The sequence below is a fragment of the Ochrobactrum sp. C6C9 genome (genome assembly GCF_022627935.1).
Lineage (GTDB): Bacteria > Pseudomonadota > Alphaproteobacteria > Rhizobiales > Rhizobiaceae > Brucella > Brucella teleogrylli.
In genome coordinates this window covers 36,508-62,326 of sequence record NZ_JABXGB010000003.1, presented here as the reverse complement: position 1 = coordinate 62,326, position 25,819 = coordinate 36,508, and the positions used below count along the sequence as shown (strand labels likewise).

Genomic DNA, 25,819 nt, shown 5'->3' with positions numbered 1-25,819 from the left:
GTCCTAATTGCCGAACTGCGAATGGGTCGTGAGGCCCGCATAATGTCCGTTCGCCAGGTAACAGGCCCGCTGCGCCGGATAACAGGTGATGCCGTTGCTCAGGCGATAAGGCGGCGGCGCATAATAAGGTTGTGGCGGCGGAGCATAAACATCGTGAGGACGGTTGTTGCCATTGTCGGCAATGGCGGCGGCAATCGCCAGTCCGAGAATCCCTGCGGCAACGGCAGCACCAGCATGATCGTGATGATGAAAACCATGGTCATGACCGAAAGGCGGAAAATCATGGTCATGATGGCCCCAATGGTCATGATCCCAGTCATGCCCGAACGCGACCTGCACGGGTGACGCCAGTGCAAGCACCACCATGCTGGCAAGCAGCTGCGTTCTTCGCTTCACGATCATAATCGATCCTTTCTGATAAAGCGGTTTGTTCCAGTGAAAGGTTTTCGTTGTGTCGAGCGCGCCCTGCTCAAGCGACGCCAAGCGTCTATATCCGTGAGGGATAGCGACGTCTGGTGGGGATAATTCCGCCAAAACCTTCGCATATGCGACTTTTTCCGTCGTAAACAGAATGATGGCTTGGCAACCCTGAATTGCGCCCGCTGTATAATTTCACCGCCTCCGCCAGATTTTTCTTTCAATATAAGAGTTGTTTAATCCAACGATTTAATTGATCTGGAATACCCGTTTCAACGAGACAGCTTTACTTCGAACATCGGGCGGGCGGTTATCGCGTTAGACCCTGATTTAATTCCGCAATTCGATACTTCACCAAGATCTAACAATAAAGAATTCGACTTAATAGAAATAGCTGAGGCAATCGCACTGACAATACATGTATGTCCCTAATATGCGGTATTTTTGTCCCATCTTGCGTTTTGAGGGACAAATTTGATAGAATAGGTCCGGGCTTGGGAGTAGTAGGAAACAGTTGGATGCTTAAAAAGTGCGTAAGCTTATGCGCATGCAAAGTTGCCAGCTGATAATTGTCGCAGTTGGGGGCACATGAAGAGCGGCCATTACATATCGGCGGATATGGTTGACGAGAAAATCCGCAATGATTTCTGGCGGGACACGTCGTCCATCATCTATGAGGTTTCGCCAACGCTCGAAAAGGGCGACAAAGTCATGAGCGGCTCCGTCCGCTCGCGTCTGTTCGGCGACATGGTGGTCGGCAATACCACATTCAGCAGCCAGTTCTGTGATCGAACGCCGAAAATCATCGCGAGAACGGATCTCGACCTTTATCTGCTGCAACTGGTTCTGGCTGGCGACTACCGGGGCGACTTCAACGGCAAGAATGTCGATGTGAAGCCGGGCGACATATTCATTCTCGATCTGACGCAGGTGTTGACCAGCAAGAAAGAGGCTGGCGCACGCGTGACGCTGGCCATTCCGCGCAAGGAACTCAACAAGGCCTTTCCGGGCAAGAACCTGCACGGTCTCGTGCTGCCTTCCAACATTGCAACCAACAAGATCCTGTTCAATTTCATTCTGACACTCGACCGGATCATCGATACGATCGACCAGAATGATTATCCTGAAATTCAGGAATCCCTGATGGTTCTGCTGAAAGCGGCGATCAACAGGCAGGCTTTCACATTGGAAGAATATCTTGCCGTCAGCCAGCCGCTGCGTCAGCGCGTGCTCGACCATATCGACGCGAACCTGGCTGATCCGAACCTTTCGCCAAAGAGCATTATGCAACAGTTCAAGCTGTCGCACTCTCATCTCTATCGCGCGTTTGAACCTGACAACGGTGTCACAAAGGTGATCCGCAACAAGCGGCTCGACCTTGCTTATCGACGCCTCATCAATGATGGCGGACGACGGCTGAGCATGAAGGAAGTCGCCTATGCCTGCGGCTTTTCAGACCGCGCGCAGTTTACCAAATTCTTCAAGGAGCGGTTCGGTATAGCGCCGCAGGATTTGAAAGGTTTTCCAAAATCACCGGATCACAATCCGGCTACGTCGTTCACATTGCATACCTTTGTTTCCGAGCGGATTCGGCAGCAGAGTTCGGAAGAATAAACCGGATAGAGAGCGAACCGGCGCTTATGCACCGGTCAGTAGCTTCCATGCGATTGCCCACATTACAAAAGCAATCAAGCCCTCCAGCACACGCCAGGCGGACGGCTTGGCGAAAACCGGGCGTAGCCAGCGCGCACCAAATCCCAGCGAAAAGAAAAATACGAACGAAGCCGTGATGGCGCCCATAGCGAATGCGCTTTCGAGGCCCGGAAACTGGGTAGAGATCGTGCCCAGCAAGACAACCGTATCCAGATAGACATGCGGATTGAGCCAGGTCAAAGCGAGGCAGGTGGCAATGGTTTTCCCCAAGCCTGTTGCCTGACCGTTGCCGGTCGAAAGCGCCGTTGACGATGTGATTGCCGAATAAAGGCTTAGCGCTCCATACCAAATCAGAAAAGCGGCACCGCCATAGCGCATGACCGGATCGATTGACGGAAGCGCCGCCGCGATCTTCTGAAAGCTGGTGATCCCTAGCGTGATCAGTACTGCGTCCGAAACAGCACAGACAAGACTGACCGCGAAGACATGCTCGTCGCGCAGCCCCTGCCGCAGAACAAAAGCGTTCTGCGCGCCGATGGCTACAATCAGGCTGAGGCCCATGGTCAGGCCCGTCAGATAAACGGAGAAATTCATTTCGGCTCGCTACGGAGCATGGCGCCAGATGCCACGCAAATTGGAATGGTTGATAGCGCTTGGATACAAACCTCGTCTGGATTAGTATAGTTAAAGATACTAACTATAATTAAGATAAACTAATGATCGATTATTCCGCACTTCGTGCCGTCGCGATGGTCGTGCAAACTGGCAGTTTCGAGAAAGCGGCCCGCGCCTTGAACGTGACGCCGTCTGCCATATCGCAACGGGTGAAACATCTGGAGGAGCGGCTTGGCACGGTGCTTATTTCGCGCGGGACGCCTTGCACCGCGACCGAAAAAGGCGACTGGCTTTGTCGCCACATCGAACAGGTGGGTATGCTGGAACGCGAGTTGCTGGAAGAATTGCCAGCCCTTGCCGGGCCGGACGACCTGAAGCAGCGCGTCACGCTGAACATCGCCACCAATGCCGACAGTCTGGGAACATGGTTTTTGAAAGCCATTTCCGCTTTTACCAAAGGTTCCGAGCATCTTCTCAACATCGCCGTGGATGATCAGGATCACACAGCCGAATGGCTTCAGCATGGGCGTGTTCTGGCGGCTGTGTCCTCTCACGCGAAACTGGTGCAAGGCTGCCGTATCGTTCCGCTCGGCACGCTGCGGTATCACGCAACCGCATCGCCGGATTTCATGGAACGATATTTCAAAAATGGCGTGACGCCGGATGCGCTTGCCACTGCGCCAGCCTTGACTTTCAACCAGAAAGACCGGCTACAGGAGCGCTGGATCAAGGACAACCTGAAGGCGGATGTCAATTGCCCGACGCATTGGTTACCTTCTACGCAAGGATTTGTCGAAGCGAGCCTTGACGGCATGGGCTGGGGTGTAAACCCAAACGTGCTGGTGAAGGACCACCTTGCATCCGGCCAGCTGGTCGAACTTGTAGCCGACACACCGCTCGACGTACCGCTCTATTGGCAGGTCAATCGGCTTGCGGCTGATCGGCTCTCCGATTTGACGCAGCAGGTTGTCGCAACAGCGCGGCGCGAACTGCTGCAGAACACCGCCTGATACGTTCCCTGCCTCCGCACGTCGATCACCATCAGTTTTATTGAACGTGAGCGGAGATTGAGCGAATGCTGTTTTATGAAAATTCTGGCTCTCATAGCGGCTGCGGTCGTGCTTTTGTTTCTCGGCTGCTATTTGCAGACGCATTTTGCCGTGCCGTAAAAGACGCATGAGCCAGCGAAAAAGGCAGGATCAATGATCCTGCCCCGTTTGCGCTACGCCTGCGGCCTCCTCGCAGACCCTGACATGTTCTGCCAGAGCGTCGAGAGGTAGAAAGGCGCTTACCGTACAGATATCGCGCTTCTGAAACTTTGGCAGTTCCTGAAGCTCCTTCAGACGGATAAGAAGTGTGCCGCGGTTCATGGAAAAATCCCTCCATTATCGCCCCCGCACGTTATAGTAAGCACTTCCAGACACGATTTGCCGGAAATGCTTTGAAGATCAGGCTGCCCGCACCTTTTTCTTCAAGGGAAGCTCGATATCGACTTCCAGTGTCGACATCTGATCTCCCCGATCCATCTTCACGCTGACCTTGTCGCGATCGATCTGGATATGTTTGGCGATCACCGCCAGAATTTCTTCCCTCAGCACAGCCACAAGATCGGAATGTCCCTCGGACGCTCGCTCATGCGCCAGCAGAACTTGCAGACGTTCGCGCGCCAAGGGCGCCGATGCCTGCTTGGTGAAGAAACGAAATAGGCTCATGCCGCTCTCCTTCCGAAAATTTTGCCCAGAAGGCTGCGCTTTTCGGATGGAACAGTCATCGGCACTTCTTCGCCCGCCAGACGGCGTGCTGCATCCAGATAGGCCAGAGCCGGCGCACTGCGCTGGTCGGCAAGCGTCACTGGAGAGCCGATATTGGATGCGCGCAGCACATCCTGGCTTTCAGGGATGATGCCCAGAAGCGGGATAGACAGGATTTCAAGTACGTCTTCGACTTTCAGCATGTCGCCGCGTTCGGCGCGGATCGGGTCGTAGCGGGTCAGCAAAAGATGCTTTTCCACCCGTTCGCCGCGCTCGGCCTTGAGAGTCTTGGCGTCGAGAAGGCCGATAATACGGTCGGAATCGCGCACCGACGACACTTCCGGATTGGTCACCACAACGGCCATGTCGGCATGGCGCATGGCAAGCGTCGCGCCGCGCTCGATCCCGGCCGGGCTGTCGCAGATGATCCAGTCGAATTCCTTCTTGAGGTCTTCGATCACACGATCAACGCCCTCGGTGGTGAGGTTGTCCTTGTCGCGGGTCTGGGAGGCGGGCAGCAGATAAAGCGTGTCGAGACGCTTGTCGCGGATAAGCGCCTGCGGCAGCTTCGCATCGCCCTGAATCACATTTACCAGATCGAACACCACGCGGCGTTCGGCGCCCATGACCAGATCGAGATTGCGCAAGCCGACATCGAAGTCGATAACGACAGTCTTTTCACCGCGCTGCGCAAGAGCGGCGCCGATGGCTGCGGTGGATGTCGTTTTGCCAACGCCACCCTTGCCGGAAGTTACAACAATTACTTTTGCCATATTGGTCTCCTGTAGCTCCCGCACGCCTTATGAGAGTATTGCCCGCCCAACCGGACATGATTTCTTTTCAATAAATTCGATCAACCGAGCGTTTCGGCCATCATGTAATCGCCATCGAGCCAGAGCTGCACCGCCTGACCGCGCAACCGGGCTTCCATGTCTTCAGCCGTCTTGTAGAGGCCGTCGATTGCAACCAATTCGGCTTCCATCTTGCGGCAGAAAATGCGCGCGTTGGAATTGCCTGCCGTCCCGGCCATCGCACGACCGCGCAGCGCGCCATAGACATGGATCGAACCGCCCGCCACCACTTCCGCACCAGAAGCCACCGAACCGACAACAGTAACGTCGCCATCCGGGAAATAGATGGACTGGCCGGAGCGCACAGGCTCCGTTACCACCATCGAAGGGACGGCCTTCACCAGTTGCACATTGGCGGGTGCTGCGGTTGCAGCCGGCTTTGCCGGGGCCGCAGGCTCGCTCACCTCGGGATTGAAATCCGCGGCCACCTGCCCGCCACGCAGCGCTGGCGGCATGCCAGGACCGAGAAGCGAAGGACGCGCATTTTCAAACCCCGTGATCCAGACACCGCGACCTGCAAGATCTTCCAGTAGCTGAACCAGCTGCATCCGTTCGATAACCAGATTCTCAAGATCAAGCACGACTGGCCGGTTCAGAAAGAACCCCGCCGAACGCGCGGCAAGATCGTCTAGCCTGTCCAGCCAGCCATCCAGCGGCAGTTCAGGCGAGAGCACCAGCGCAAGAAAGGAGCGCCCTTTCAAACGGATCGGACGGGATTGTGTTAGCACTTGATTCATCTTGATTAAAAAACGGTTTACTCGGTCTATATGCGGAATGGTTAACAGATGGTTAATTTTTGGCTGACGTCCTGACATGTAACCCCTCCGACGAAGCGAAGGCGCGCTAGCATGAAGCCGGACCCGCTGCTGCATGCATTCCAAGACGTGGCCAAGCTGCGGTGCACCTCGCGCACCAATCGACTCAACTGGCTTAAACGTACCCGAAGAATAGGGCATCAGCCGGGCTTTTCGGCGTCTTCCACAGAAGAAAGCGCTTCAGATTTACGATTAAATCCCAATCAAATGTGACGCTGCGTAACGTCTTAAAACGTGACTGCGATTTTTATACGAACTGAAGGGTAACGCGCGTTGCAACTCAAAATGCGCGGACCGAAGCCAGCATATTCGATTGTTACGATTCTTGGGAAAAACTGATGGTTCCTGGATAAGGAACCGCCTCGCGTTTGGGCGGGGGGCTTAGGGGCGCGAGGCGGGCGAGCTCTCAGGAGTGCACGCAGGGAAAAAATGGCGACTAAAGACCGATTCTAAAACCAACAAAGGGTTCCAGTCTGAAAGATTACGTGATCAGAACGGATAATTATCCCACTTAATTGGGAGGGCGATCTGGTTAAACACCCGAGATCATAAGGCTTTTTTTGAAACTCTTATTGAGTCAGAGTTTTTATAGTCCTGTCTAAATTTCCACCGCGCAAGCCTATCGCATCAGTGAAATTTGAAGACTGATTCCTTAAATCCGTCGGCGCGAACCTAATCACACCTGTTCCAAAATGGAAATAGCAATCTCGGAGAATTGCGGGGTACAACTGCGAAGCGCACTCAAATGACAGCTTCACACAGGTGCCGTGGTTCCACTCCGCCTCACGGCAATTAGATAGTCCATAAAATATATCAAATATTAGCCAAAGTTTTGTTCGGCTGGGAGCCACACAGTGTGGGCGAGTACGACCCGAGATCAGTCGAGACCCAACCGCTCATCAGCAGGAGACCCGGCAACTACTCAATTAGCTTCATGGATTTCAGTATTTTCTGAAATTTATAGAGTTTTGTCGGGGGCTTGCTTTTAGAAACTCCCACATTATTGTGTGCTCCACTTGGAGGAGGGAGTGACCGCCCCAGCGCGCTAGACCGCTGCGGGGCGGTTTCTTTTTTAGCCCTTTAAAAAATGCATAGCTGCCCTGCAGCATGTCCTCTTGTAAACCTCTGACCGCGCACCTATTTTCACGTTGTTCGGTTTCACTCCTCCTCCCAGAAACCGGACACGAAGCGCGATACTCCTCCTCCCAATCGCGCTTTACCAATCAGCCCGTTGCGCACTCCTCCTCCCAGCGCGACGGGCTTTTTTGTATCTCCAGACAAAGCTAAAACAGTCGCAGCTTGCGCATATGAAACGCTTCGGCATAGGTTTCCGGCGCGCGACATTCCATACCGCGCAATCGCGCCAATCCGCGAAATGTTTCGGGGTCGAACCAGTCCTTCGAACGTTGTGTGCCGAAATGCTTCATCAAAAGCTCGACCTTGTGTTCCATGATCGCCGCCGAAAGGGCCGAATAGGCATTGGGCTGGCCGAGGTCGCCATCCCATTTCGGGATTTCATATTCGAGGATCAGCTGGTCGCGGAAGAGGTTCCAGGTCAGTTCGTTGACTGTGCGGTGATCCTGATGCGCGTCGCCGTGGCGGTGGGTGAAAACAATATCCGGCGTCTGGCGGCTGCGTTGTTCGATCAGCCACGCCTTGATCTCGCGGATCTGCGCCGGGAAATAACTGTCCTCAAACGCCGCAAGCCGGATGCCGGGATTTTCCGTACCGCGCAGAAAATCGCGCGCTGAAGCCTCCGCCTCGGCGCGTCGTTCTCCACTGCCCGACAACACACACCATTCGATGTGCATCGGCGTTCCCGCTTCGATCAGACTGAGGAGCGTTCCCCCGCAACCGATTTCGATATCGTCCGAATGCGCGCCCAGACATAAGAGCTGAAGCGGCCTGCCCGGATTGGCGAGAGAACGCAGGTCGATCATAACGCTATGGCGATGTTGGCTGCGCGCTGCTCCGCCTTGTGTTTCTTCCAGGGCATATCGCCCTTCTCGACCATGTCTTCCAGCGTCTGCCAGTCGCGCAGCGTATCCATTGAACGCCAGAAGCCCTCATATTTATAGGCCATCAGTTGATTGTCGGCGATAAGACGGCTGAACGGTTCCAGCACCAGCTCTTCGCCCTCTCGCATGTAATCGAAGATTTCCTTGCGGAAGAGGAAATAACCGCCATTGATCCAGATATCAGAGGTGTTTGACGTCCGAAAAGCCCGCACGTCCCCGCCTTCGGCGATATCCGCCAGATGATAGGTCAGCGGCGGACGCACGGCGAGGAAGCAGGCTATCTTGCCGCTCGCCTCGAAACGCCGCGTCATGTCGTCGAGATCGACATCGCTCAGACCATCGCTGTAATTGGCGAGGAACATGTCCTCCTTCTCGACATGGGCACGCGCGCTCCACAGGCGCTCGCCGATATTGCGCCAGATGCCGGTGTCGAGCAGGGTCACGCTCCAGTCGCGGTCCACTTCCTCCAGCAATTCGACATTGCGCCCGCCATTGGAGACGACGCAATCGGCGAAAGTCTGCGGGCGGATCGTCAGAAAGAAATCCTTCACGACATTGGCCTTGTAACCGAGACAGAGGACAAAGTCGTTGTGGCCGTAATCGCTGTAATACTCCATGACATGATGCAGGATCGGCTGGTGGCCGAGCGGGATCATTGGCTTGGGCACATTTTCCGAATATTCGCGGATTCTGGTTCCAAGACCGCCGCAAAACAGAACGACTTTCATGACTAACGCTCCTCTGCAATCAGAGCTGGATCGATCAATCGGACATGAGGAATGGGGATAATGAATTTCGCGCCCCATTCGACCACGTGCTGCATCTGCCGGATAATCTCATCCTTGAAGTTCCAAGGCAGGATGAGAATGTAGTCCGGCTTGTATTTGTCTATCGCCGATACGTCATAGATCGGGATATGCATGCCGGGCGTATAGCGCCCGTGCTTGTAGGGATTGCGGTCCACGGTGAAATCCAGAAAATCCGTGCCGATGCCGCAATAGTTCAGAAGCGTGTTGCCCTTGCCCGGCGCACCATAACCGCTGATGCGCTTGCCCGAATTCTTGGCTGCAATCAGGAAGGACAGGAGATCACGCTTGGCGTGACGGGTCTTTTCCGCAAACTGTTCATAGGTCGCGATATCGGTGAGGCCGAAGCTCTCTTCCTTCTTGAGAAGGGCCGCTACCCGGGGCGACGCCTTGCGCTTGCTGCCGGTGCGCGCCAGATAGACCCGCAGCGATCCGCCATGGGTCGGCACTTCCTCGACATCGATGATCTTGAGGTGGTGCCTGTGCGCCATGAAGCGAATGGTCAGCAGCGAGAAATACGAGAAATGCTCGTGATAGATCGTGTCGAACTGGTTGAACTCAATCAGATTGGCAAGATGCGGAAATTCCAGCGTGATGACACCTTCGGGTTTCAGCAGAAGCTGCATACCGCGCACGAAATCATTCAGATCGGGCACCTGCGCCAGAACATTGTTGCCGATAATGAGATCGGCGCTTTGATTAGCACCGAGCATTTCCAGCGCCAGTTTCGCGCCGAAGAAATCAACCCGGGTTGGCACGCCCTTGGCGATTGCGGCTTCCGCCACATTGGCCGCAGGTTCTATGCCCAGAACCGGAATGCCCTTTGGCAGGAAATGCTGCAGCAGATAGCCGTCATTGCTGGCGACTTCCACCACGAAACTGTTCTCGTCCAGTTCCAGCCTTTCGGTGATCGCGTCGCAATAGGCTCTGGCGTGATCCACCCAGCTTGTCGCAAAGGACGAGAAATAGGCATATTCCGTGAAAATCTCGGCGGGCGAAAAATACTCCTTCAGCTGCACGAGATAGCAATGATCGCAGACCAGCGCATAGAGCGGGTAATAAGGCTCCATGCGGTCCAGCTGATCGGCGGCAACGAAACTTTCGCAGGGCGGCGACATGCCCAGATCCACAAAGGTGTGTTTGAGCCGCTTACCGCACAGGCGACAGCCGGTCCGCTCTTGCGTCATGCTTTTGCTCCGCGAAATATCCGGTGTCTGGATGGTCATACACACCCCCTCGGCTCTGGCCCTCACAATGGCCGCCACTACTCTGCCCCCAAACTACTAAGCGGTCTAAAGATTGCCGAGACTGCCATCTGGAGCGCGGCGCACATACCATTGGGCGCAGCCATCACCGAACGAATACTGCCAATCCTCACCCGGCTTGCGTCATAGGGCGGGCAAGGGTGTAGGCCGCTCGCCCATCCGGGGGAAAGCCCTACGTCGGAAGGTGAAGATCGTCCCTCGAAGAAGGCTCTACCGGGCGCTGACCACGCTGTCAGAATGTCGGCAGGCGGAAACGGGGCGTTCCATATGCGGTTTACTTCTCTGAACATTGATGGCGCATGGTCTATCGAGCCGGAACGGATGGAGGACGAGCGCGGCTGGTTTGCGCGGGTTTATTCCGAAACGGCTTTTGCCGAACGGCAGATGGAAACGCACTATCCGCAACACAGCCTTTCCTTCTCGCGTGAGAAAGGCACGCTGCGCGGCTTGCACTACCAGCATGACCCGCATTCGGAGACAAAACTCGTCACCTGCCTGCAAGGCACGGTCTGGGATGTGCTGGTCGATATACGCCCCAAGTCGCCCACCTATATGCGCTGGGTTGGTCTGGAGCTTTCGGCGGAAAATGGCGTGCAGCTTTATATACCGGAAGGCTGCGCCCATGGATTTCAGGCGCTTACCGATAATGTCCTCATCCGCTACATGATCTCGCATCCCTACGCGCCGGACCATGCAACGGGCCTGCGCTATGATGATCCGGCGCTCGGCATACCGTGGCCGAACCAGCCCAGCGTGATTTCGGACAAGGACCGCTCTTGGCCTTTACTTTAGGCCCATTACTTCAACTCGATCAGCAATCCGGCATCGCGCAATCTCTCCGCAGCCCCGGCGAGCGTTGCGAAAGGCAATTTCGACCGCTCGGCCATGTCGAGAAGTGACGCGCCGCCGTCAGATAGATTAAGAATCCAGAGCATGGCCATCGCTTCCTGCGCGGCACGGCTGTCACCACCGGTCTTGCCGTAAAGCCCACGACGGCCCAGTTGCGGCTCGCCCTTTGGCGAGGTGTTGAGCGGAATCCAATTTCGCTCCGCTATATCAATGGCCTGCATGATGAGATTGAAAGATTGCTCAAGACATTCCGGCTTGATGAAATCCAGATTATCCGCTGAGGTATGATATTCCGAGAAAGTGCCATAAAGGCTGCGTTGAAACATGCCGACCGGCAGGTTGAACCCCGGCGAGCAGAACTGCCTTTCATCATATCCATAGGGCCAGAAATCATGCATTGTCGCCCCGGCCAGACCGGACTGCGCGAGCACCTGCCCCATGATCCGGTCGATCGCCGCGTTGCCGCGACGGCTGCGCTTGTAATTCGGCCCGCCATCATCGCCAACGCAGGACAGGACAAGGCCGTGACTGACACGGTCAAGGTGCGGCTCGTTCTCTCTCAGCCAGGCAAGCGCGCCGAATGTCGCCGGGCCGAACAGGAAGCGATAAGTCAGCCGCGTGGAGCGCGCTTTAAGCGCCGTCCCCAGAAGCGTCAGCAATGCCAGACCTGAGCAATTGTCATTGGCAAGCGATGGGTGACAAAGATGCGCGGAGATCAGAAACGTCTCGTCCGTTGTTCCGCGATGCGTGAACTCCCCGAAGACGAGCGCACCATCGCGCCGCTCGGCATCGATAACCACGTCATAGTCTCCCTCGGCCATTGCCAGAAAGTCGCTATGCGCCATGCAGAAACCCCAGTCCTCCGCATGATAACAGGTACGGTAGGGAATGAGGTCCGGCTGATCGGGCAGCGTGTGAATGTGGCCTCTCAAGGCTTCGAGCGAAAGCCTTGTTCGTACAGGAATACTGAAGTTCACCACATGCAGATTGTGCCGCGCAAAATCGACAATCCGCTGGCCGTTTCTGTTCGCAATATAGGCTTCGCGGATCACCCATTCCTGCGGCGCTTTCCAGTCGAAAAGCGGGGTGCCGGTCGGCACCTCGTGAATCTCCAGCGGCAAATGCCTGCCAATAATGGCGAGCGTGTCCCGCACGCCCTCACCCGTCAGACTGCGGCAGATAGGATAAAGCTGCGCGGCCAGATCATAGATCGCCTGCCCGTCTGGAGACCGGTGCATGTCCGTGATTGCTGGCCGCGCATCCATCATGCGATCGCTCTGAGCGGCGGCTGCATAAGCTCCACGCGCCGCAGATCGCTGTCGAGAACACCTTCCTCCAGAAGCTTGCGAATATGGGCGATGCGCTGGAACCGAGGCCCTTCGAATTCTTCAAGCGTCAGGGTCGAGCGGCTATAGGCTGCCAGAAGCTCTTCCGCACCCGCCGCCGCATCCCATTGCGGCTTTGCGTTGGGCAGAACCCGCGCCAGCTTCTCGAAGCTGACACGGTAGGACCGTGTATCCGGGCCGGCATCTTCGGCAAATTCGATCCGGCAATCGGGCACCGTCTCGGCGACAATGCCCGCAATGTCACGAATACGGTAATTGTGTTCGGTGGAGCCGACATTGAAGGCTTCATTGAAGACCTTTTCGCGCGGCGCTTCCATGGCCGCCATGAAGGCTCGGGAAATATCACGAATATGCACGATAGGCCGCCATGGCGTGCCATCTGATTTCAGATAGATCAGCCCCTTGGTCACGGCCCAGGCGACAAGATTGTTCAGCACGATATCGAAGCGCAGGAAAGGCGACACGCCATAGGCCGTTGCGGGTCGCAGATAAACCGGGCAGAAATTCGCATCGGCCAGCTCACGGATTTCCTGCTCGGCGCGCACTTTCGAGCGGCCATAGGCCGTCACCGGCTTCAACTCGCCGGTTTCGTCGATCAGATCGGCATCGCTGATGCCATAATTGCTGCATGACGAGGCAAAGAGAAAACGCCCCACGCCCGCACGCTTGGCGGCTTTCGCCATTGCCACGCTGGCGCGGTGGTTGATGTCATAAGTCAGTTCTTCATTGAGGTTGCCCAGCGGATCGTTCGACAGCGCGGCCAGATGAATGACTGCATCGAAACCTTCCAGATCGCGCGGCGACACATCGCGCACATCCTTGCGCAGCGTCGGTACATGAACAACCGCACCACCTTCTTCGAACAGGCAATGTTCGTAAAGACCGATATCGTAGCCCGACACCTCATGGCCCGCATGAACGAGGATCGGCACCATGACCGATCCGATGTAACCCTGACTTCCGGTAACCAGCACTTTCATAGTCGTTTCCTCTGCATCCCCAATAATCCAAGTTAATCACGCAGCAGTGGGGGTAGCGATTTGACCGAAGGCATATCCGGTTAAAGACAAGCGGGGTGCACGGCAGCGGAAGGGCGTAGCGCTTACCCCTTTCGGTTAAGCGCAAATCGGCCCGGCTTACCGATCAGCAATATCCAGTCTCCGTCCCCGCCCGCATTCTTTTCTGATGGGGTGCGAAAGGTCAGCGTCTGGCCATCTTCCTGCGGCGTGGCCGCTTGTATCCCTATCCCGGAAGATGGGTCGATCCAGACGACATCATCGCCAGTTTTCACTGCGGCCTTACGGACGGAAAAGCTGCCCCCTTCGCCGTAGATCACCGCTCCAGTCCCGCCGGAAAACGATGCAGCATAAAGGTTGCGCGCATCGGTAATCAGGCCGTTGCGGTCGGGCTGGAGTTCGGTCCATGGCAGCACCGCAAACAGCTTTCGCAGCACCGTCATCGACCGCGCACCCGGACTGTTCAGCTCTTGCCGCCAGTCCCGATCGGAGTCGAACACGCCCGGCCCGCCAAAATGCCAGATCGGACTATTGCCGAAGAACTGCCCGACCGCTCCAGCCAGCAGCGCGCCATAAGCATTCCGGCGTATCATTTGCGCAGTCGTTCCATGCTCATTCTCGTAGAGCGTCTCAACCAGAATGACCGGCATTCGGTTGGCTTTGGTCTGCGCAAGCACGGAACTATGAACATCGTCATAGTCATAGACGGTGTCGATAGAAAGCCATTTGGCGTCGGACCAGATTTCGGCGGTGTTGGTGTTGCGGCGCGTATGAACGGTTTGCAGGGCATTCGGCAAAACGGCCGCGATGCCGTCGGCCAGGCTGGACACCAGCCTTTTATCCGGCGCATCAAAATCGCCGCCCAACACCCAGATAATATTGGTATATTTGGCGAAGCGGCGCGCCACCGCCTCGCCATAGGCGCGCATCCGTTGCGGCCCTGCGGCTTCGATTTCCAGATACCAGCCCTGCCCGCCGCCATTGGCGCCAAGATAGGCCGGGGCCAGCAGAACCACAAAACCAAGCGTCTGCGCCCGCTCGATGACCCATGCGGCATGGTCGAAGTAGCGCGGATTGATCGCGCCAAAAGCTGCATCTTTAAACGGCTTGTCGCCATAGGCATTGGCAGGCGGATTGCTGGAAAACTGATGTTCCAGAAGATTGACCAACAGGGTGTTGAAGCCGCGTTTGCGGCGGTCTTTCAGGTAGAGATCCACATCATCGCGTTTGAGTTGAACGATCAATGACCATGCAGTGTCTCCCTGCATGAGAAATGGCTTGCCGGATGCATCTTCAAAATAGCGGTGGCTTTCGCTGACATGGATCGGCAGCTTGACCTCCGTCGCGGCTTGCGTCGCCCCATTCAGCAACACAAACGCAAGCAAACCTGCCAGCATCCCTCTCATAGCGTCGCGGGCGGACATGCATTCACGTTTTCATTGAAGCGGCGATAGACCACCTGCGATGGACGTCCTGTCAGATAGGTCTCGACACCGTCATTCAGCGCCCGCGCATAGATAGCAAGAGCGCCGTCAATCGCATCGACCGTCTTCGCGATATCATCATCGCTATGGGTATAACTGACCACCAGCGAAGGCATCAACACACCACGCCGGATGGTCTCCTGAAGAAACAGGGAGCGGAACGCCTGCGATGGCGCGCCGGTTTCGTCCAGCGTCGCATAGGCGAGGCAACTGTCGCGTCCAACCGTGCTGACATAGTTGCTTAAGCCGTGGCGGGTGATCGCCTCGTTCATACCGCTCGCAAGCTTGGCCCCCTGTTCATACAGGTGCTCGATAACCGGTTCATCGCGATAAACCGCTATTGTCGCCATGGCAGCGGCCATAGCGTGGGTCTCGGCACCATGCGTGGTCGACAGCAGAAACACACGCGGAAACTCGGTCTGACTGAGGCCGCCGAGCTGCATATATTCCGCCTTGCCTGCAAGCGCCGAAATGGCAAAACCATTACCGAGCGCCTTGCCGAAACAGGAAAGGTCCGGAACAATATCGTAGAGTTTTTGCGCGCCCTGGCTGTGCCAGCGGAAGCCAGTGATCATTTCGTCGAGCACGAAAAGCGCACCATTTTCATGGGCAATGCGCATCGCTTCATGCAGAAAATTTTTCTTTGGATCATCGGCACGCGCTGGCTCCAGAATGATAGCCGCAATACGCCCCGGATAATCCTCAAACAGAGCCTTTACGCTGGCGAGATCGTTGTAGCGGAAGGTCGCCGTCAGGGCCGAGACTGACGCCGGAATGCCCGCATTCATCTTCGTCGTCCCGATGAACCAGTCATCGGTGGAAAAGAACGGGTGGTCCGCACAGCAGGCGATCATGTCGCGCCCGGTATAGGCCCGCGCCAGACGCATTGCGCCCGATGTAGCGTCAGAACCATCCTTGCAGAATTTGACCATCTCGGCATTGTCGATCAGCTCAAGAAAACGCTCCGCGCAATCCACTTCCATCGCGCTCGGGCGGGTGAAATTGCACCCATCCTCCAGCGCATCGCGCACGGCCTTCAAGACCGGCGGATAGGCGTGACCCAGCCCCACGGCCCGGTTGCCCATGCCATATTCGATATATTCATTGCCATCGACATCGAAGACATGCGAGCCGCAACCGCGTTGGATAAAACCCGGAGCGAGGACCGGATACTGGTCGTCGCCCTTGGCATAGGTGTGGCAGCCGCCGGGTATAAGCGCATGGGCCTTGCTACCCAACAATTGAGAATTGCGAAACTGCGATGTGAACAGATTCATGGCGAATACCTTCGATTGCTCGGCAGCCGGTCAGGCTGCGGACCATCCCGCATACATTCGTTCCCTTATCCGGCGCAGCCAGTTCTTGACCGGCTGCGGCAGGCGGCTGCGCAAATTCTTGTGCAGCGCATTCGGCATAGACCATTGCGACAAGGCCAGTGGCGGCGCGATTTCCGGACGGTCCCGGTGCAGCTTTTGCAGCAGATTTACATAAGCGCCCCCAACAATATCGCTGTCGAAAGTCGAAGTGACTTTCTGCACTGCCGCTTCCGCCATGCGGTTGCGCAATTGCGGATCACCGGCAAGCCGGTCAATCTGTGCCGCCGCCCGCCCGCAATCGCCAATCGGGAAGAGCATCCCGTCTTCGCCATCGGTGACGATCATATCCGTCACACCTGCAATGCGCGATACGATGGCCGGACACCCCTGGCTCATCGCTTCCATAAGCGTCATCGGGCACCCCTCATAGCGGGAGGGCATGACCAGCGCATCGTGCTGACTGACCAGCCATGACACATCGGAAGGCGCGACCCATCCGGTAAAGCTGACCTTGTCGCCGAATGGTTCCAGCTTGTGGCGCAGCGCTTCGAGGTCCGGCCCATCGCCTGCAATCGTCAGATGATAATCGCAGCTGAGCCGCCGCAAAATGCCCGGCAGCCAGAACACACCCTTCGAACTGTCGTCTATACGACCCAGATGCAAAAGCCGGATCGGCTTTCCATCTGCATTACGCGATGGGGCGCGCCCGATATGCGGATCGCGGCTCAACCCGTTCGGAATCACCAGCGTTCGCGACGCATCGAAACCGTAGCCGCGAACAAGATCGTCGCGGCAGCGGTTGGAGACGCCGACCGTCGCATGAACATGATCGCGGATTGCGCGTGCCGCCTCGTAAGTGCCGGGCGTGATGCTGTGGACGATCATGATGCGCAGAATATCGGCAGGCAGATAGCGGACGAGATTGGTTTCGAAACGCTGCGACAGCACATTGACGAAGACAGCATCGAACCGATTATCGCGCAGAAAATCCACAATGCGCTTTGCGCGGGTTTCTTCATCGAGAACACCCATCCGGTCAATGGCGTCGCCCTGCCGCTCGGCATCCTCCAGCCCCTGCCCTTCCGGCACGCTGACGGTATCGCCCGCAGCCCCCGTTGCAAGCCAGCGCAGTTCAATGTCCGAGCGCGCCAGTGACGCACGCATCCGCGTGAAAACCGAATAGGTCCCGCCTATGTGCGGGCGCACGAAGTAGGCACATTTCATCGTAAACACCCCCTTTAGAGCGGCTCCATTACACTTGAATAGGGGTGCCGCTCTAAATGTCTTTTCGTCCGCATTTCCAACGCAAAACCGCTTCGCACTTTTGCTGGAAATGCTGGTTTTCCGTCGCATTATCCCACGCAAAACCGCTTCGCACTTTTGCTGGAAATGCTCGGACCCCGGAAACCAGACTTCGAGGGAAAATGTCCCTCGAAGCCTTGTTCCGGTATATCGAGGGGGCAAGTTGATATACCGCTGCCAGTGTATCGAATTCGCAGGCGGGCGCATTCTGGCCATGAGGGGTAAGAGAGGTATGCTCCATCCTACATTAGACGATGGGCTTCCCCCTTCTGCCAGTTTTCCCGCGCGGTGATCCCAGAGTACCGTGCAACAGGCGCTTCGGGGGCGCTTCTGGAGACACCAGTATGAGAATAGGCCTTTTCGGACAGTTCGGTTCCGGCAATGCAGGCAATGACGGCTCTCTGGAAGCCATGCTGCAATTACTGAAACGCAACTGTCCCGATGCGGATCTGCTATGCATCTGCGCGCGCCCCGATATCATCTCGGAAAAATACAATGTCGCGACAGTGCCGGTGGGAAACCCCGCGCTAGAAAGCGACCTCTTTCGCCTGCTCGACAAGGCGCTGCTTCAGCTGCCACGACGGCTCGCCGGATTTCTCACCGCAATTTCCGTCGCACACGGCCTCGACATCATCATCGTGCCCGGCACGGGCATTCTCGACGACTTCAACGAAGGTCCGTTCGGCTGGCCGTTCGTCATCCTGCGCTGGTGTCTGGCGGCACGCCTTGGCCGCGCCAAGCTTGCCTTCGTGTCCGTTGGCGCCGGGCCTGCCGATCATCCGGTCAGCCGTTTTTTCTTCCGCAAGGCGGCGCTCTCCGCAGTGTTCCGCTCTTATCGCGATGAAATCTCTCACGATTTCATGAAATCGCTGGGGGTTAGTGCGCGCAGCGATACGGTGAGCGCAGATATTGCCTTCGCGCTGCCACCGGCCAGCAACGCAATCCATGACAGCGTTGCCGGACGCGTGGGCCTTGGCGTCATGACCTATCGCGGGTGGAAAAGGCGAGCGGCCAACGCCTCGGACATCTATGATACCTATCTCGGCAAAATCGCAGAACTGGCGAAAACACTTCTGGCCAGCGGGCGCGAGGTGCGGCTGCTCACCGGCGACAAGGGCGACGTTCAGGCCATCGGCGATCTGATGGCGCGGATCGATTCACCGGACGCCGCGAAGATTATTATCGAGCCTGTCGCGTCTCTGCACGAGCTAATGCAGCAGATCGCGAAAACAGATATCGTGGTGGCGAGCCGTTATCACAACATTGTTTGCGCACTTGCCATGGGACGCCCTGCAATCTCGCTCGGCTATGCCGCGAAAAACGAGGCGCTGCTGCACGATACCGGCCTTGACGGCTTTGGCCATCATATCGAACGGTTCGACCCGCAAACCATTCTGGCGCAAATCGATGATATGTTCGCCCGGCGTCAACAACTGGCCGAAAGTGTTGAGGCCGGGGTGGCCCAATATCGGCTGAAACTCGCGCAGCAGGAAGAGACCTTGCGCGTACAACTGCTGACGAAACGGAAAAGCGTTCGTCTATTGTCGCCCGGTCGCCGCCAGAGGGCGAGCTAGCATCGTATCGACGTAGCTGCGCAAGCGCCGCTTCGTATCGGGCCGGTGCAGGAGATAATTGACCGGCGGGATAAAAGCCGTCTGTGTCCGCTGCGACACTGCGAATTTCAGAAGCTGCCGCCAGGCCGGATCACCACGCAGCAGGTGGGATATGGCTGACCAATAGGCCCGTTCCGCGATGCCCCGGCGCGCCATGCGATGCAAAGCATCGCAATCGGGCAAGACACGCCCCTCACGGGTAAAAAAATACTCGCCCGCATCCGCCGTGTGCTGAATATGCAGCAGATGGGTGTCGCGCAATTGCTGCGAACGGTTCTGCCCATGCGAGCGCGTACCGCCCTGAACACAGTCCAGTTCGGCAATCCTCCCCTGCAATCCAAGCCGCAGCCACATGTGATAATCGTCGCTATGCGGTAGGGCCTCGACATAGTGTCCCGCCGCTTTCTGCGCCGCAGTGCGAACCACCATCGCCGAACCCGGCAACTGGAACACGCCGAGCCGGCAAAAGCGCTCGATGAAGGCCGTGCCTGTCTCGACGCGGCAGGGCACATCGTCCGGCTGGGGCGGGATGGGGGGAATCGGTGCGTCGCCATTCACCGCAACGTCGCGCCCGTAGGAGAATGCGATTGTTGGATCGGTTTCCATGATCGCCAATGCGCGTCGAAGCGCGCCGGGAACGATGAAGTCGTCGGAACACAACAAAACGAAATAGTCGCCGCTGGCCCAGTCGATACCATCGTTGAACGAGGCATGCTGGCCCTTATTGACTGGCCTCAGCAGCAGTTCCACCCGCGCATCTTCGGCAGCGAGCGCACGCGCCACATCGGCGCTGTCATCAGTAGAGGCGTTATCGATGATCAGCACCCGCAGGTTTTCAATATCCTGCGACAGCACACTGCGAACACAGATGCCGAGATAGCGGCCGTAATTGTAATTCGGAATGACGACATCGACACCTGGCTGTCTCATACTCGATCTCCTCATTCGGCTGGCGTGGAGGTGGAGAAACGCCCGCGTCCCAACCGGCCAAGACGACCCGCAACTCTACTGAGCGCCCATCCAAGGACCGGTGTGATTTCCGATGCAAAAGGATGGCGCGTGATCAGCACGGCTCCGATCCAGCTGGCGACACCAGCAAGGCCGATGGCAAAACCCAAGCCCCAATGAACTTCCAATGTGCCAGCAGCGGCAATCATTGCAACCGGAATGGCAAGCGTCAGCAGCGTTACGAACCCGCTACGCAACAATTCGACGCCCAGCATCCGGTAGGAAAAAGCCACGTGCTTGCGCACATAGACCACGGAAACAACCATCTGGAACGGTGTACTGATGAACAGGCTGAGCGCTACCGCCATCAGGCCATGGTAAGCGGCGACGCAAAGAATGATCGCCGTCACCACGCGTGAAATCAGGTTGGATATGAAGGCATCGCGATTGGCGCCGAGCGCCATCAAAAGCGGATAGGTCAACACGACCGAAAACCAGAACATGCTGGAGAGGCACATGATGACGACAATCGACGTTGCGCCATACCAGTCTGGTCCGAGCACCAGATGGACCGCCGGAAAAGCGAGCAACGCCAGCAGCGCCTGCGCAGGCCAGTAAACAACCGAAATATAGGACAGCGCGCGCACATAGGATTGCGCTATATCCACACCCGCCCGAACCTGATCGGAAAGCATCGGAAAGGCGACCGTAAAGATCGCCGACAGAAACACCCGGTCGGGCAAACCGCTCAATGTGCTGGCGCGATTATAGATCCCGACGGATGCGGCGGGCATGAAACGCCCCAGCATAAGCTGCGGAAAAGTCTCGCAAATCTTGCTCAACCCCGCACTGCTCCCGAGATACATGCTGAATTGCCACGCCATGCCGATACTTGCGAGCGATGGGCGCAGCAGTCGACCCAATGGATAAAGCGCTGCCGCAAAAGCGGTTGTGACTGCCGCCGCAGCCAGCGATCCGAAGGCGAAGCACATATGCCCCACGCCCCACCAGGCCATTGCGATGGTTATGGCTGCGCCGCAAACGGAACCGGCGGTGCGAATGCGCGCCAGAGCGCCAAAAGCCATGTCGCGCCGCAACAGGGCAACAACCGGCAATGAAACGCTTTCGATCACCGCCGCGATGATGGTGACGGTGAGAAAAAGCGACAGCAGAGGATCATGATAGGTGACGGCAAAATAATCGCGCGCCAGAAAGAGCGCTGCGGCCAGCACCAGCGTCACGCTCATCAAAAACGTGAATGCCGTCTGGATATCGCGATCCTCGACCTTCTCGATCCGGATCAGGAATTCGGCGCTTGCGAATTCACGCAGCGAAAAGACAATCGCCGCGACACTGAGGCCGACAACGCCCATGCCGGTCTCGGACGGCCCCAGAAAACGCGAAACCGCAACGACAGTCAGAAAATTGCACAGCAATCCGGCATATTGCTCCAGCGTGGCAATCACGAAGCCCCGGCGATGATTTTTCATGATCGGCTCCGTGTAACGAAGAACAGCGGGAGCGCCGACATTTCCGGCAGACAATTTTCCAAGATGCGATACCCCCTCGCAACCGTGCCGGGCGGAAAAGTCCACCCGGCTTCCTGGCGCCTTCAGAATAGCCTTTCGCCCGCCGCGGGGAATGTCACCGATGGTATTAGCGCCTGACCTGAAAGGGGTATGCCGCTCGCTCTAAAGCCAAGTCGTGGGACATCAGCTGACTGGGTAAAAATTCCAGAACGTTCCCAATGGAATCGCCACGCGGTTCGGTTGGGAAATGCAGCAAGGAAAAAGAACGATAGACCTTCTTTCGCGCCTCGGAGGAGACATGAGCAATCTTTCCTGGATCACGCTTCTGGCCTTCGTCCTCTCGGTCGCCTTTTGCATCGGCTTCCGTGAACTGGCCCGCGAATGGTATCTCATCGACATTCCGGACGACCGGAAACGGCATGAGGGTGCGGTGCCGCTTTGTGGTGGCATTGCGATTTTTCTGGCCTTCGCCATCGCCGCTTCGATTGTGCATGGGGCTTCCCAGCAAGCCAATATGCTGCAGCTGCTGCCCGGTCTGGCGGTCGTGCTTGTCACAGGCGTGCTGGACGACCGTTTCAACCTGCCGGTGATGCCGCGTCTGACCATCCAGCTTTTGGCCGCGGCCCTGATCATCGGAATGGCCGATATTGAGCGGCTTAGTCTCGGCATGACTATCGGCTGGCCTTCCGGCCTGACCGCAGACGGCGGCAGCGTTTATCTTATGGGGCCTCTTTCACTGCTGCTTGCACTGGCATTCATCGTCGGCCTTATCAACGCGGTCAATATGAGTGACGGCGTGGATGGACTGGCAGGCGCATCCAGTGCCGCTGCCTTTTTCTGGCTTGCCGTGATCGGCTTCGACTTTGGACAGCATCGGCTCGGCCTTCAGACACTGGCGCTCGCGGCGGCGTGCCTGGGCTTTCTCGTCTTCAATATGCGCCACCGCTGGCGCATGAAGGCCAGCCTCTTCCTAGGCGATGGCGGGAGCACTCTTCTGGGTGCGGCCCTTGCGGGCACATCCCTCATCCTCGCAAGTGGAGAACCCGCCATCGCCTTCCCTGTTCTGCTGTGGGTCGTCGCCGTTCCCGTCATTGATACGCTGAGCCTCATCATCCGCAGGCTTGGCGCGCGACGCAGCCCGTTTTCCGCCGACCGCCAGCACCTGCACCACCTGTTGATGGATGCTGGCCTGAGCTGCGGGCAAACGGCCATGGCTGTGATGGCGTTCAACCTGCTGGCTGGCGCGATCGCCTATATCGCGATCCGGGCCGGTGTGCCCGCATGGATCATGCTGGCTTTGCTTCTGCTGCCAGCCGCGCTGCACACGCTTTTCGTGCTGCGCATGACCAGAGGCTCACGTCCCGCTGTCGTCGTTGCCGCGACAATCGCCGAGACAGCCAAGACGGCAAAACCCAATCTCACATTTCCGGGGACCACTTCATGACCGTTTCCGCGCTCATCATGACATTCAACGAGGAAATGAACCTGCCCGCCTGTCTGGAATCGCTTGCCTGGTGCGACGATATCGTGGTGCTCGATTCATTCAGCACCGACCGCACCGTGGAAATCGCCAAGGCTGCGGGCGCGCGGGTCTATAGCCATGCTTATGACACCGAGGACCGCCAGCGCATGTATGGGCTTACGGAAATCAAGTTCAAGCATGACTGGGTTTATACGCCTGACGCCGATGAAATCACGCCGCCGGACCTGCGCGACGAAATGCTGGCCATTGCCGCCGATCCAGATCGACCGGAAGTGTTCTTCAAGGCGCGCTACAAGAATATGTTCATGGGGCGCTGGATACGCCATGCGAGCCTTTACCCGACATGGATAACCCGCCTTGTCAGACCCGACCGTGTCCGCTTCGAACGCTCGGTGCATTCCCGTGCCAGTGGTGGACCGGGCGGCGAATTGCAGGCGCATTTTATCCATTACAGTTTCAATAAGGGGCTGGAAGCCTGGTACGCGAAACACAATCGCTATTCCTCGGTAGAAGCCGACCTTTCGGCAGCGCGCCTTCTGGAACGGCACGTCGACTGGGGTGGTATTTTCTCCACCGAGCCTGAGAGACGGCGGCGTGCGCTGAAATCGCTGTCCTACAATATGCCCTTCCGTCCAAGCCTGCGCTTTTTCTACATGTATGTGCTGCGGCGCGGTTTTCTCGATGGCAAGCCCGGCTATCTTTATTGCCGCCTGCTTGCAGCCTATGAGTTCATGATCGTCGTCAAGATGGAAGAGCAGCGCAGCCGTCAGAGCGCGCAGCCTTCCCGCTCTTCTGTCCTGCAGCGACCGCTGGACGCCCAAAAACCGGAGCGACACATGGTATGATGTTGCTCGCCATTCTGCCCTGCGCCGTGTTCTTCGGACTGGCCGCCATGTTCTTCTCTGAACCCTTGCTGGCACTGCCGGACGACGGCAGCCGGGCCGATGTGATCGTCGTGCCGGGCGGCGACGGTCAGCCGCGTGCGGAACAGGCGGCACGGTTGTGGAAGGAAGGGCGCTCGCCCTATATTCTCGTCACCGGGGATGGCGACTGCCTATTCAACAAGCAGATCATCGTGCGCGAAGGTGTGCCGCCATCGGCTATTTTCGTCGAATGCTATTCGGGCAGCACCTGGCAGAATGCGCGCTATTCCGCCCCGATGATGCGCAAAATCAATGCGAAGAGCGCGCTTATCGTCACCAACTGGTATCACTCGCGCCGCGCTGTTGCGAGCTTTCGCGCCGTTTGCCCGCAGATGCATTTCGTGTCCGCGCCTGTCAATGACAGCGACGAACATATCGGCTTTCCCACCACACGCACCGATGTGGAGGTGATCGCCAAGGAATATGTCAAGCTTGGCTGGTATCTGCTGTCCGGCCGCATCTTCCCGCAGGATCTGACTGGGCACGGCCCAGCGCTCAACCTGTCCTCAATCTGCAAATCGACGGAGGACGGGCTGTGAACCTCTCGCTGACATGGATGTTCGTTCTTCTGGTTGTGTCATTTCTGGCCACCGGCTTTCTGGGGCGGCCTGAGCGCATGTATCAGTTTCCGTTTCTGGCCGGTGTAATGACCTTCGGTTTCATCCTGCCGCAGGTTCCAGCCCTGGTGTACGACCAGTTCATACCCGCGGGCGCCTATGCGAAAACTATGGTGATGGGCATATTGGCTCTGCTTGCTCTGGCGCTCGGCTGGCAGATGGGTAACCGCCCGATAAAATTCCTCACCATTAGCTTCAGCGAAAGGCGGCTTTTATGGGCTGCCGCCGGGCTATCGGTTTTCGGCGCGTCCTTCTATTTCCTTTTGAGCCGCCTGCCCGGCGAAGTATCCATCGGCGTGCAGATGACCGGCATGCCCGTCATCTGGCTCTTCTTCGCGCAGCTCATGCCCTATGGTCTCGCGATTGCGCTGCTTTGCTTTGCCCGGCGCAGCTCGTGGCTCGCACTGGGCATCATCCTGTTTGATCTGGTGTTCTATCTCGACCGCATCGTCGTTACCGGCAAACGCGCCGAGGCCATCCAGCTTCTGTTGATGTTCCTGCTTGCTTTCTGGTTCTACCGGCGCTGGGTAGTGCCGCGCGCACTGATGTTCATCGGCATTATTGCAGGCACGTTCCTGATGACCAGCATGGGCGATTACCGTCAGGTGACGCGTGCTGCCTCGGGGTTCGTCCTCGACCAGATTCTCGATATCGACTATGCGGCCAATTTCGAGGAAACGCTGGAACGCGGCGGCCCCGAAATGCGCAACGCCGTATTGCGAATGGATGAGATCGACCGGCGACTGGAGTTCGATTACGGCAAGTTCCACTGGAACCGGATCGTCTTCACCTATGTGCCCGCCCAACTCGTCGGCAGCCAGATCAAGGACAGTCTCTATCTGTCCACACCGAAGCCCGACCGCAATTACAACCCGCTGACCGGCACGACTGAAACCGGGCTGATCGATGCCTTTTCATCATTCTGGTATTTCGGCGCGCTGAAATTCCTGCTGCTGGCCTGGGTCATTCGACGCCTCTGGGAAACGGCCATGGCAGGTGAGATGCTCGGGCAGCTCGTCTATATGTTTTCCATCGTGCCCGCCATGCATGCCATCTCGCATCAGACAGACTGGGTGATCACAGTCTGGATACACATGGCCCTGTTTCTCATTCCGATCCTGTCCGTCTGCGTCATTCGCAACCGCTCCGTCCACTTGCCGGTATCGCCTTCCGGGCCGATACCGCAACTCATCCGGGGATGA

At 57.3% G+C, this 25,819-nt stretch carries 24 protein-coding genes; 8 read left to right on the top strand and 16 right to left on the bottom strand.

Translation table 11 applies throughout. From position 1 onward, the window contains the following. Positions 1 to 3: 3 nt before the first annotated feature. Positions 4 to 483 (bottom strand): hypothetical protein, encoded by a 480-nt coding sequence (locus tag HWD97_RS02955; protein ID WP_109367675.1) that lies wholly within the window; start codon positions 481 to 483, stop codon positions 4 to 6. Between the two features lie 522 nt (positions 484 to 1,005). Here HWD97_RS02955 and HWD97_RS02950 point away from each other — a divergent pair. After that, positions 1,006 to 2,031, top strand: a complete 1,026-nt coding sequence (locus HWD97_RS02950; RefSeq protein ID WP_371834690.1) for a helix-turn-helix domain-containing protein — start codon at positions 1,006 to 1,008, stop codon at positions 2,029 to 2,031. Between the two features lie 24 nt (positions 2,032 to 2,055). Here the strand turns inward: HWD97_RS02950 and HWD97_RS02945 are convergent, their stop codons facing one another. Beyond that, positions 2,056 to 2,664 carry a LysE/ArgO family amino acid transporter gene (locus HWD97_RS02945; RefSeq protein WP_109367677.1) on the bottom strand — a complete coding sequence of 203 codons (609 nt, stop codon included), beginning with the start codon at positions 2,662 to 2,664 and terminating at the stop codon, positions 2,056 to 2,058. Positions 2,665 to 2,786: 122 nt separating this feature from the next. Here HWD97_RS02945 and HWD97_RS02940 point away from each other — a divergent pair, with 122 nt between their 5' ends. After that, positions 2,787 to 3,695, top strand: coding sequence for a LysR family transcriptional regulator ArgP (locus tag HWD97_RS02940; RefSeq protein ID WP_109367678.1), 909 nt, complete (start codon positions 2,787 to 2,789; stop codon positions 3,693 to 3,695). Between the two features lie 189 nt (positions 3,696 to 3,884). Here the strand turns inward: HWD97_RS02940 and HWD97_RS02935 are convergent, their stop codons facing one another. From HWD97_RS02935 to HWD97_RS02905, 7 genes are all read right to left on the bottom strand, one after another. Continuing rightward, positions 3,885 to 4,055, bottom strand: coding sequence for a hypothetical protein (locus HWD97_RS02935; protein WP_167836099.1), 171 nt, complete (start codon positions 4,053 to 4,055; stop codon positions 3,885 to 3,887). Positions 4,056 to 4,133: 78 nt separating this feature from the next. Then, positions 4,134 to 4,397, bottom strand: a complete 264-nt coding sequence (minE, locus tag HWD97_RS02930; protein WP_109367679.1) for a cell division topological specificity factor MinE — start codon at positions 4,395 to 4,397, stop codon at positions 4,134 to 4,136. Beyond that, on the bottom strand, positions 4,394 to 5,209 hold the full coding sequence (gene minD, locus HWD97_RS02925) for a septum site-determining protein MinD (RefSeq protein WP_109367680.1): 816 nt from the start codon (positions 5,207 to 5,209) through the stop codon (positions 4,394 to 4,396). Before minD ends, minE begins: the two co-directional genes overlap by 4 nt. Before the next feature lie 80 nt (positions 5,210 to 5,289). Next, positions 5,290 to 6,024 carry a septum site-determining protein MinC gene (gene minC / locus HWD97_RS02920; RefSeq protein ID WP_109367681.1) on the bottom strand — a complete coding sequence of 245 codons (735 nt, stop codon included), beginning with the start codon at positions 6,022 to 6,024 and terminating at the stop codon, positions 5,290 to 5,292. Between the two features lie 1,361 nt (positions 6,025 to 7,385). After that, positions 7,386 to 8,042, bottom strand: coding sequence for a PIG-L deacetylase family protein (locus HWD97_RS02915; protein ID WP_121538748.1), 657 nt, complete (start codon positions 8,040 to 8,042; stop codon positions 7,386 to 7,388). Next, on the bottom strand, positions 8,039 to 8,848 hold the full coding sequence (locus tag HWD97_RS02910; protein WP_121538746.1) for a sugar phosphate nucleotidyltransferase: 810 nt from the start codon (positions 8,846 to 8,848) through the stop codon (positions 8,039 to 8,041). The genes HWD97_RS02915 and HWD97_RS02910 overlap by 4 nt, the downstream gene beginning before the upstream one ends. 2 nt (positions 8,849 to 8,850) lie before the next feature. Beyond that, a complete protein-coding gene (locus HWD97_RS02905) occupies positions 8,851 to 10,152 on the bottom strand; it encodes a class I SAM-dependent methyltransferase (RefSeq protein WP_109367684.1) in 1,302 nt (433 codons plus the stop codon). 306 nt (positions 10,153 to 10,458) lie between these two features. Here HWD97_RS02905 and rfbC point away from each other — a divergent pair, with 306 nt between their 5' ends. Next, a complete protein-coding gene (gene rfbC, locus HWD97_RS02900) occupies positions 10,459 to 10,983 on the top strand; it encodes a dTDP-4-dehydrorhamnose 3,5-epimerase (RefSeq protein ID WP_371834689.1) in 525 nt (174 codons plus the stop codon). Positions 10,984 to 10,988: 5 nt separating this feature from the next. Here rfbC and HWD97_RS02895 read toward each other — a convergent pair whose 3' ends face one another. The 5 genes from HWD97_RS02895 to HWD97_RS02875 all read right to left on the bottom strand — a co-directional run bounded on the left by HWD97_RS02895 (position 10,989) and on the right by HWD97_RS02875 (position 17,426). After that, a complete protein-coding gene (locus HWD97_RS02895) occupies positions 10,989 to 12,308 on the bottom strand; it encodes a DUF4910 domain-containing protein (protein WP_109367686.1) in 1,320 nt (439 codons plus the stop codon). Further along, positions 12,305 to 13,366 (bottom strand): NAD(P)-dependent oxidoreductase, encoded by a 1,062-nt coding sequence (locus HWD97_RS02890; RefSeq protein WP_109367687.1) that lies wholly within the window; start codon positions 13,364 to 13,366, stop codon positions 12,305 to 12,307. Before HWD97_RS02890 ends, HWD97_RS02895 begins: the two co-directional genes overlap by 4 nt. Before the next feature lie 122 nt (positions 13,367 to 13,488). After that, a complete protein-coding gene (locus tag HWD97_RS02885) occupies positions 13,489 to 14,826 on the bottom strand; it encodes a DUF4038 domain-containing protein (RefSeq protein WP_371830831.1) in 1,338 nt (445 codons plus the stop codon). Further along, positions 14,805 to 16,163 (bottom strand): glutamate-1-semialdehyde 2,1-aminomutase, encoded by a 1,359-nt coding sequence (locus HWD97_RS02880; protein ID WP_109367688.1) that lies wholly within the window; start codon positions 16,161 to 16,163, stop codon positions 14,805 to 14,807. The genes HWD97_RS02885 and HWD97_RS02880 overlap by 22 nt, the downstream gene beginning before the upstream one ends. Before the next feature lie 30 nt (positions 16,164 to 16,193). Beyond that, positions 16,194 to 17,426 carry a glycosyltransferase family 4 protein gene (locus HWD97_RS02875; RefSeq protein WP_109367689.1) on the bottom strand — a complete coding sequence of 411 codons (1,233 nt, stop codon included), beginning with the start codon at positions 17,424 to 17,426 and terminating at the stop codon, positions 16,194 to 16,196. Positions 17,427 to 17,848: 422 nt separating this feature from the next. Between HWD97_RS02875 and HWD97_RS02870 the strand changes: the two genes are divergently transcribed. Beyond that, the gene (locus tag HWD97_RS02870; RefSeq protein ID WP_109367690.1) at positions 17,849 to 19,078 is read left to right on the top strand and encodes a polysaccharide pyruvyl transferase family protein; all 1,230 of its coding nucleotides are present in this window, start codon (positions 17,849 to 17,851) and stop codon (positions 19,076 to 19,078) included. Here the strand turns inward: HWD97_RS02870 and HWD97_RS02865 are convergent. Beyond that, positions 19,043 to 20,047 carry a glycosyltransferase family A protein gene (locus HWD97_RS02865; protein WP_109367691.1) on the bottom strand — a complete coding sequence of 335 codons (1,005 nt, stop codon included), beginning with the start codon at positions 20,045 to 20,047 and terminating at the stop codon, positions 19,043 to 19,045. The genes HWD97_RS02870 and HWD97_RS02865 overlap by 36 nt on opposite strands. A gap of 11 nt (positions 20,048 to 20,058) precedes the next feature. Continuing rightward, on the bottom strand, positions 20,059 to 21,555 hold the full coding sequence (locus HWD97_RS02860; RefSeq protein ID WP_109368016.1) for an oligosaccharide flippase family protein: 1,497 nt from the start codon (positions 21,553 to 21,555) through the stop codon (positions 20,059 to 20,061). Positions 21,556 to 21,892: 337 nt separating this feature from the next. On the opposite strand from HWD97_RS02860, the gene HWD97_RS02855 reads away from it, so the two are divergent. From HWD97_RS02855 to HWD97_RS02840, 4 genes are read left to right on the top strand one after another with little or no spacing between them, the layout of a single operon-like run. Next, positions 21,893 to 23,038 carry an MraY family glycosyltransferase gene (locus HWD97_RS02855; RefSeq protein ID WP_371834688.1) on the top strand — a complete coding sequence of 382 codons (1,146 nt, stop codon included), beginning with the start codon at positions 21,893 to 21,895 and terminating at the stop codon, positions 23,036 to 23,038. Continuing rightward, the gene (locus HWD97_RS02850) at positions 23,035 to 23,922 is read left to right on the top strand and encodes a glycosyltransferase family 2 protein (RefSeq protein ID WP_371834687.1); all 888 of its coding nucleotides are present in this window, start codon (positions 23,035 to 23,037) and stop codon (positions 23,920 to 23,922) included. Before HWD97_RS02855 ends, HWD97_RS02850 begins: the two co-directional genes overlap by 4 nt. Beyond that, a complete protein-coding gene (locus HWD97_RS02845) occupies positions 23,922 to 24,539 on the top strand; it encodes a YdcF family protein (RefSeq protein WP_371834141.1) in 618 nt (205 codons plus the stop codon). Before HWD97_RS02850 ends, HWD97_RS02845 begins: the two co-directional genes overlap by 1 nt. Further along, positions 24,536 to 25,819 carry a hypothetical protein gene (locus HWD97_RS02840; RefSeq protein WP_371834686.1) on the top strand — a complete coding sequence of 428 codons (1,284 nt, stop codon included), beginning with the start codon at positions 24,536 to 24,538 and terminating at the stop codon, positions 25,817 to 25,819. Before HWD97_RS02845 ends, HWD97_RS02840 begins: the two co-directional genes overlap by 4 nt.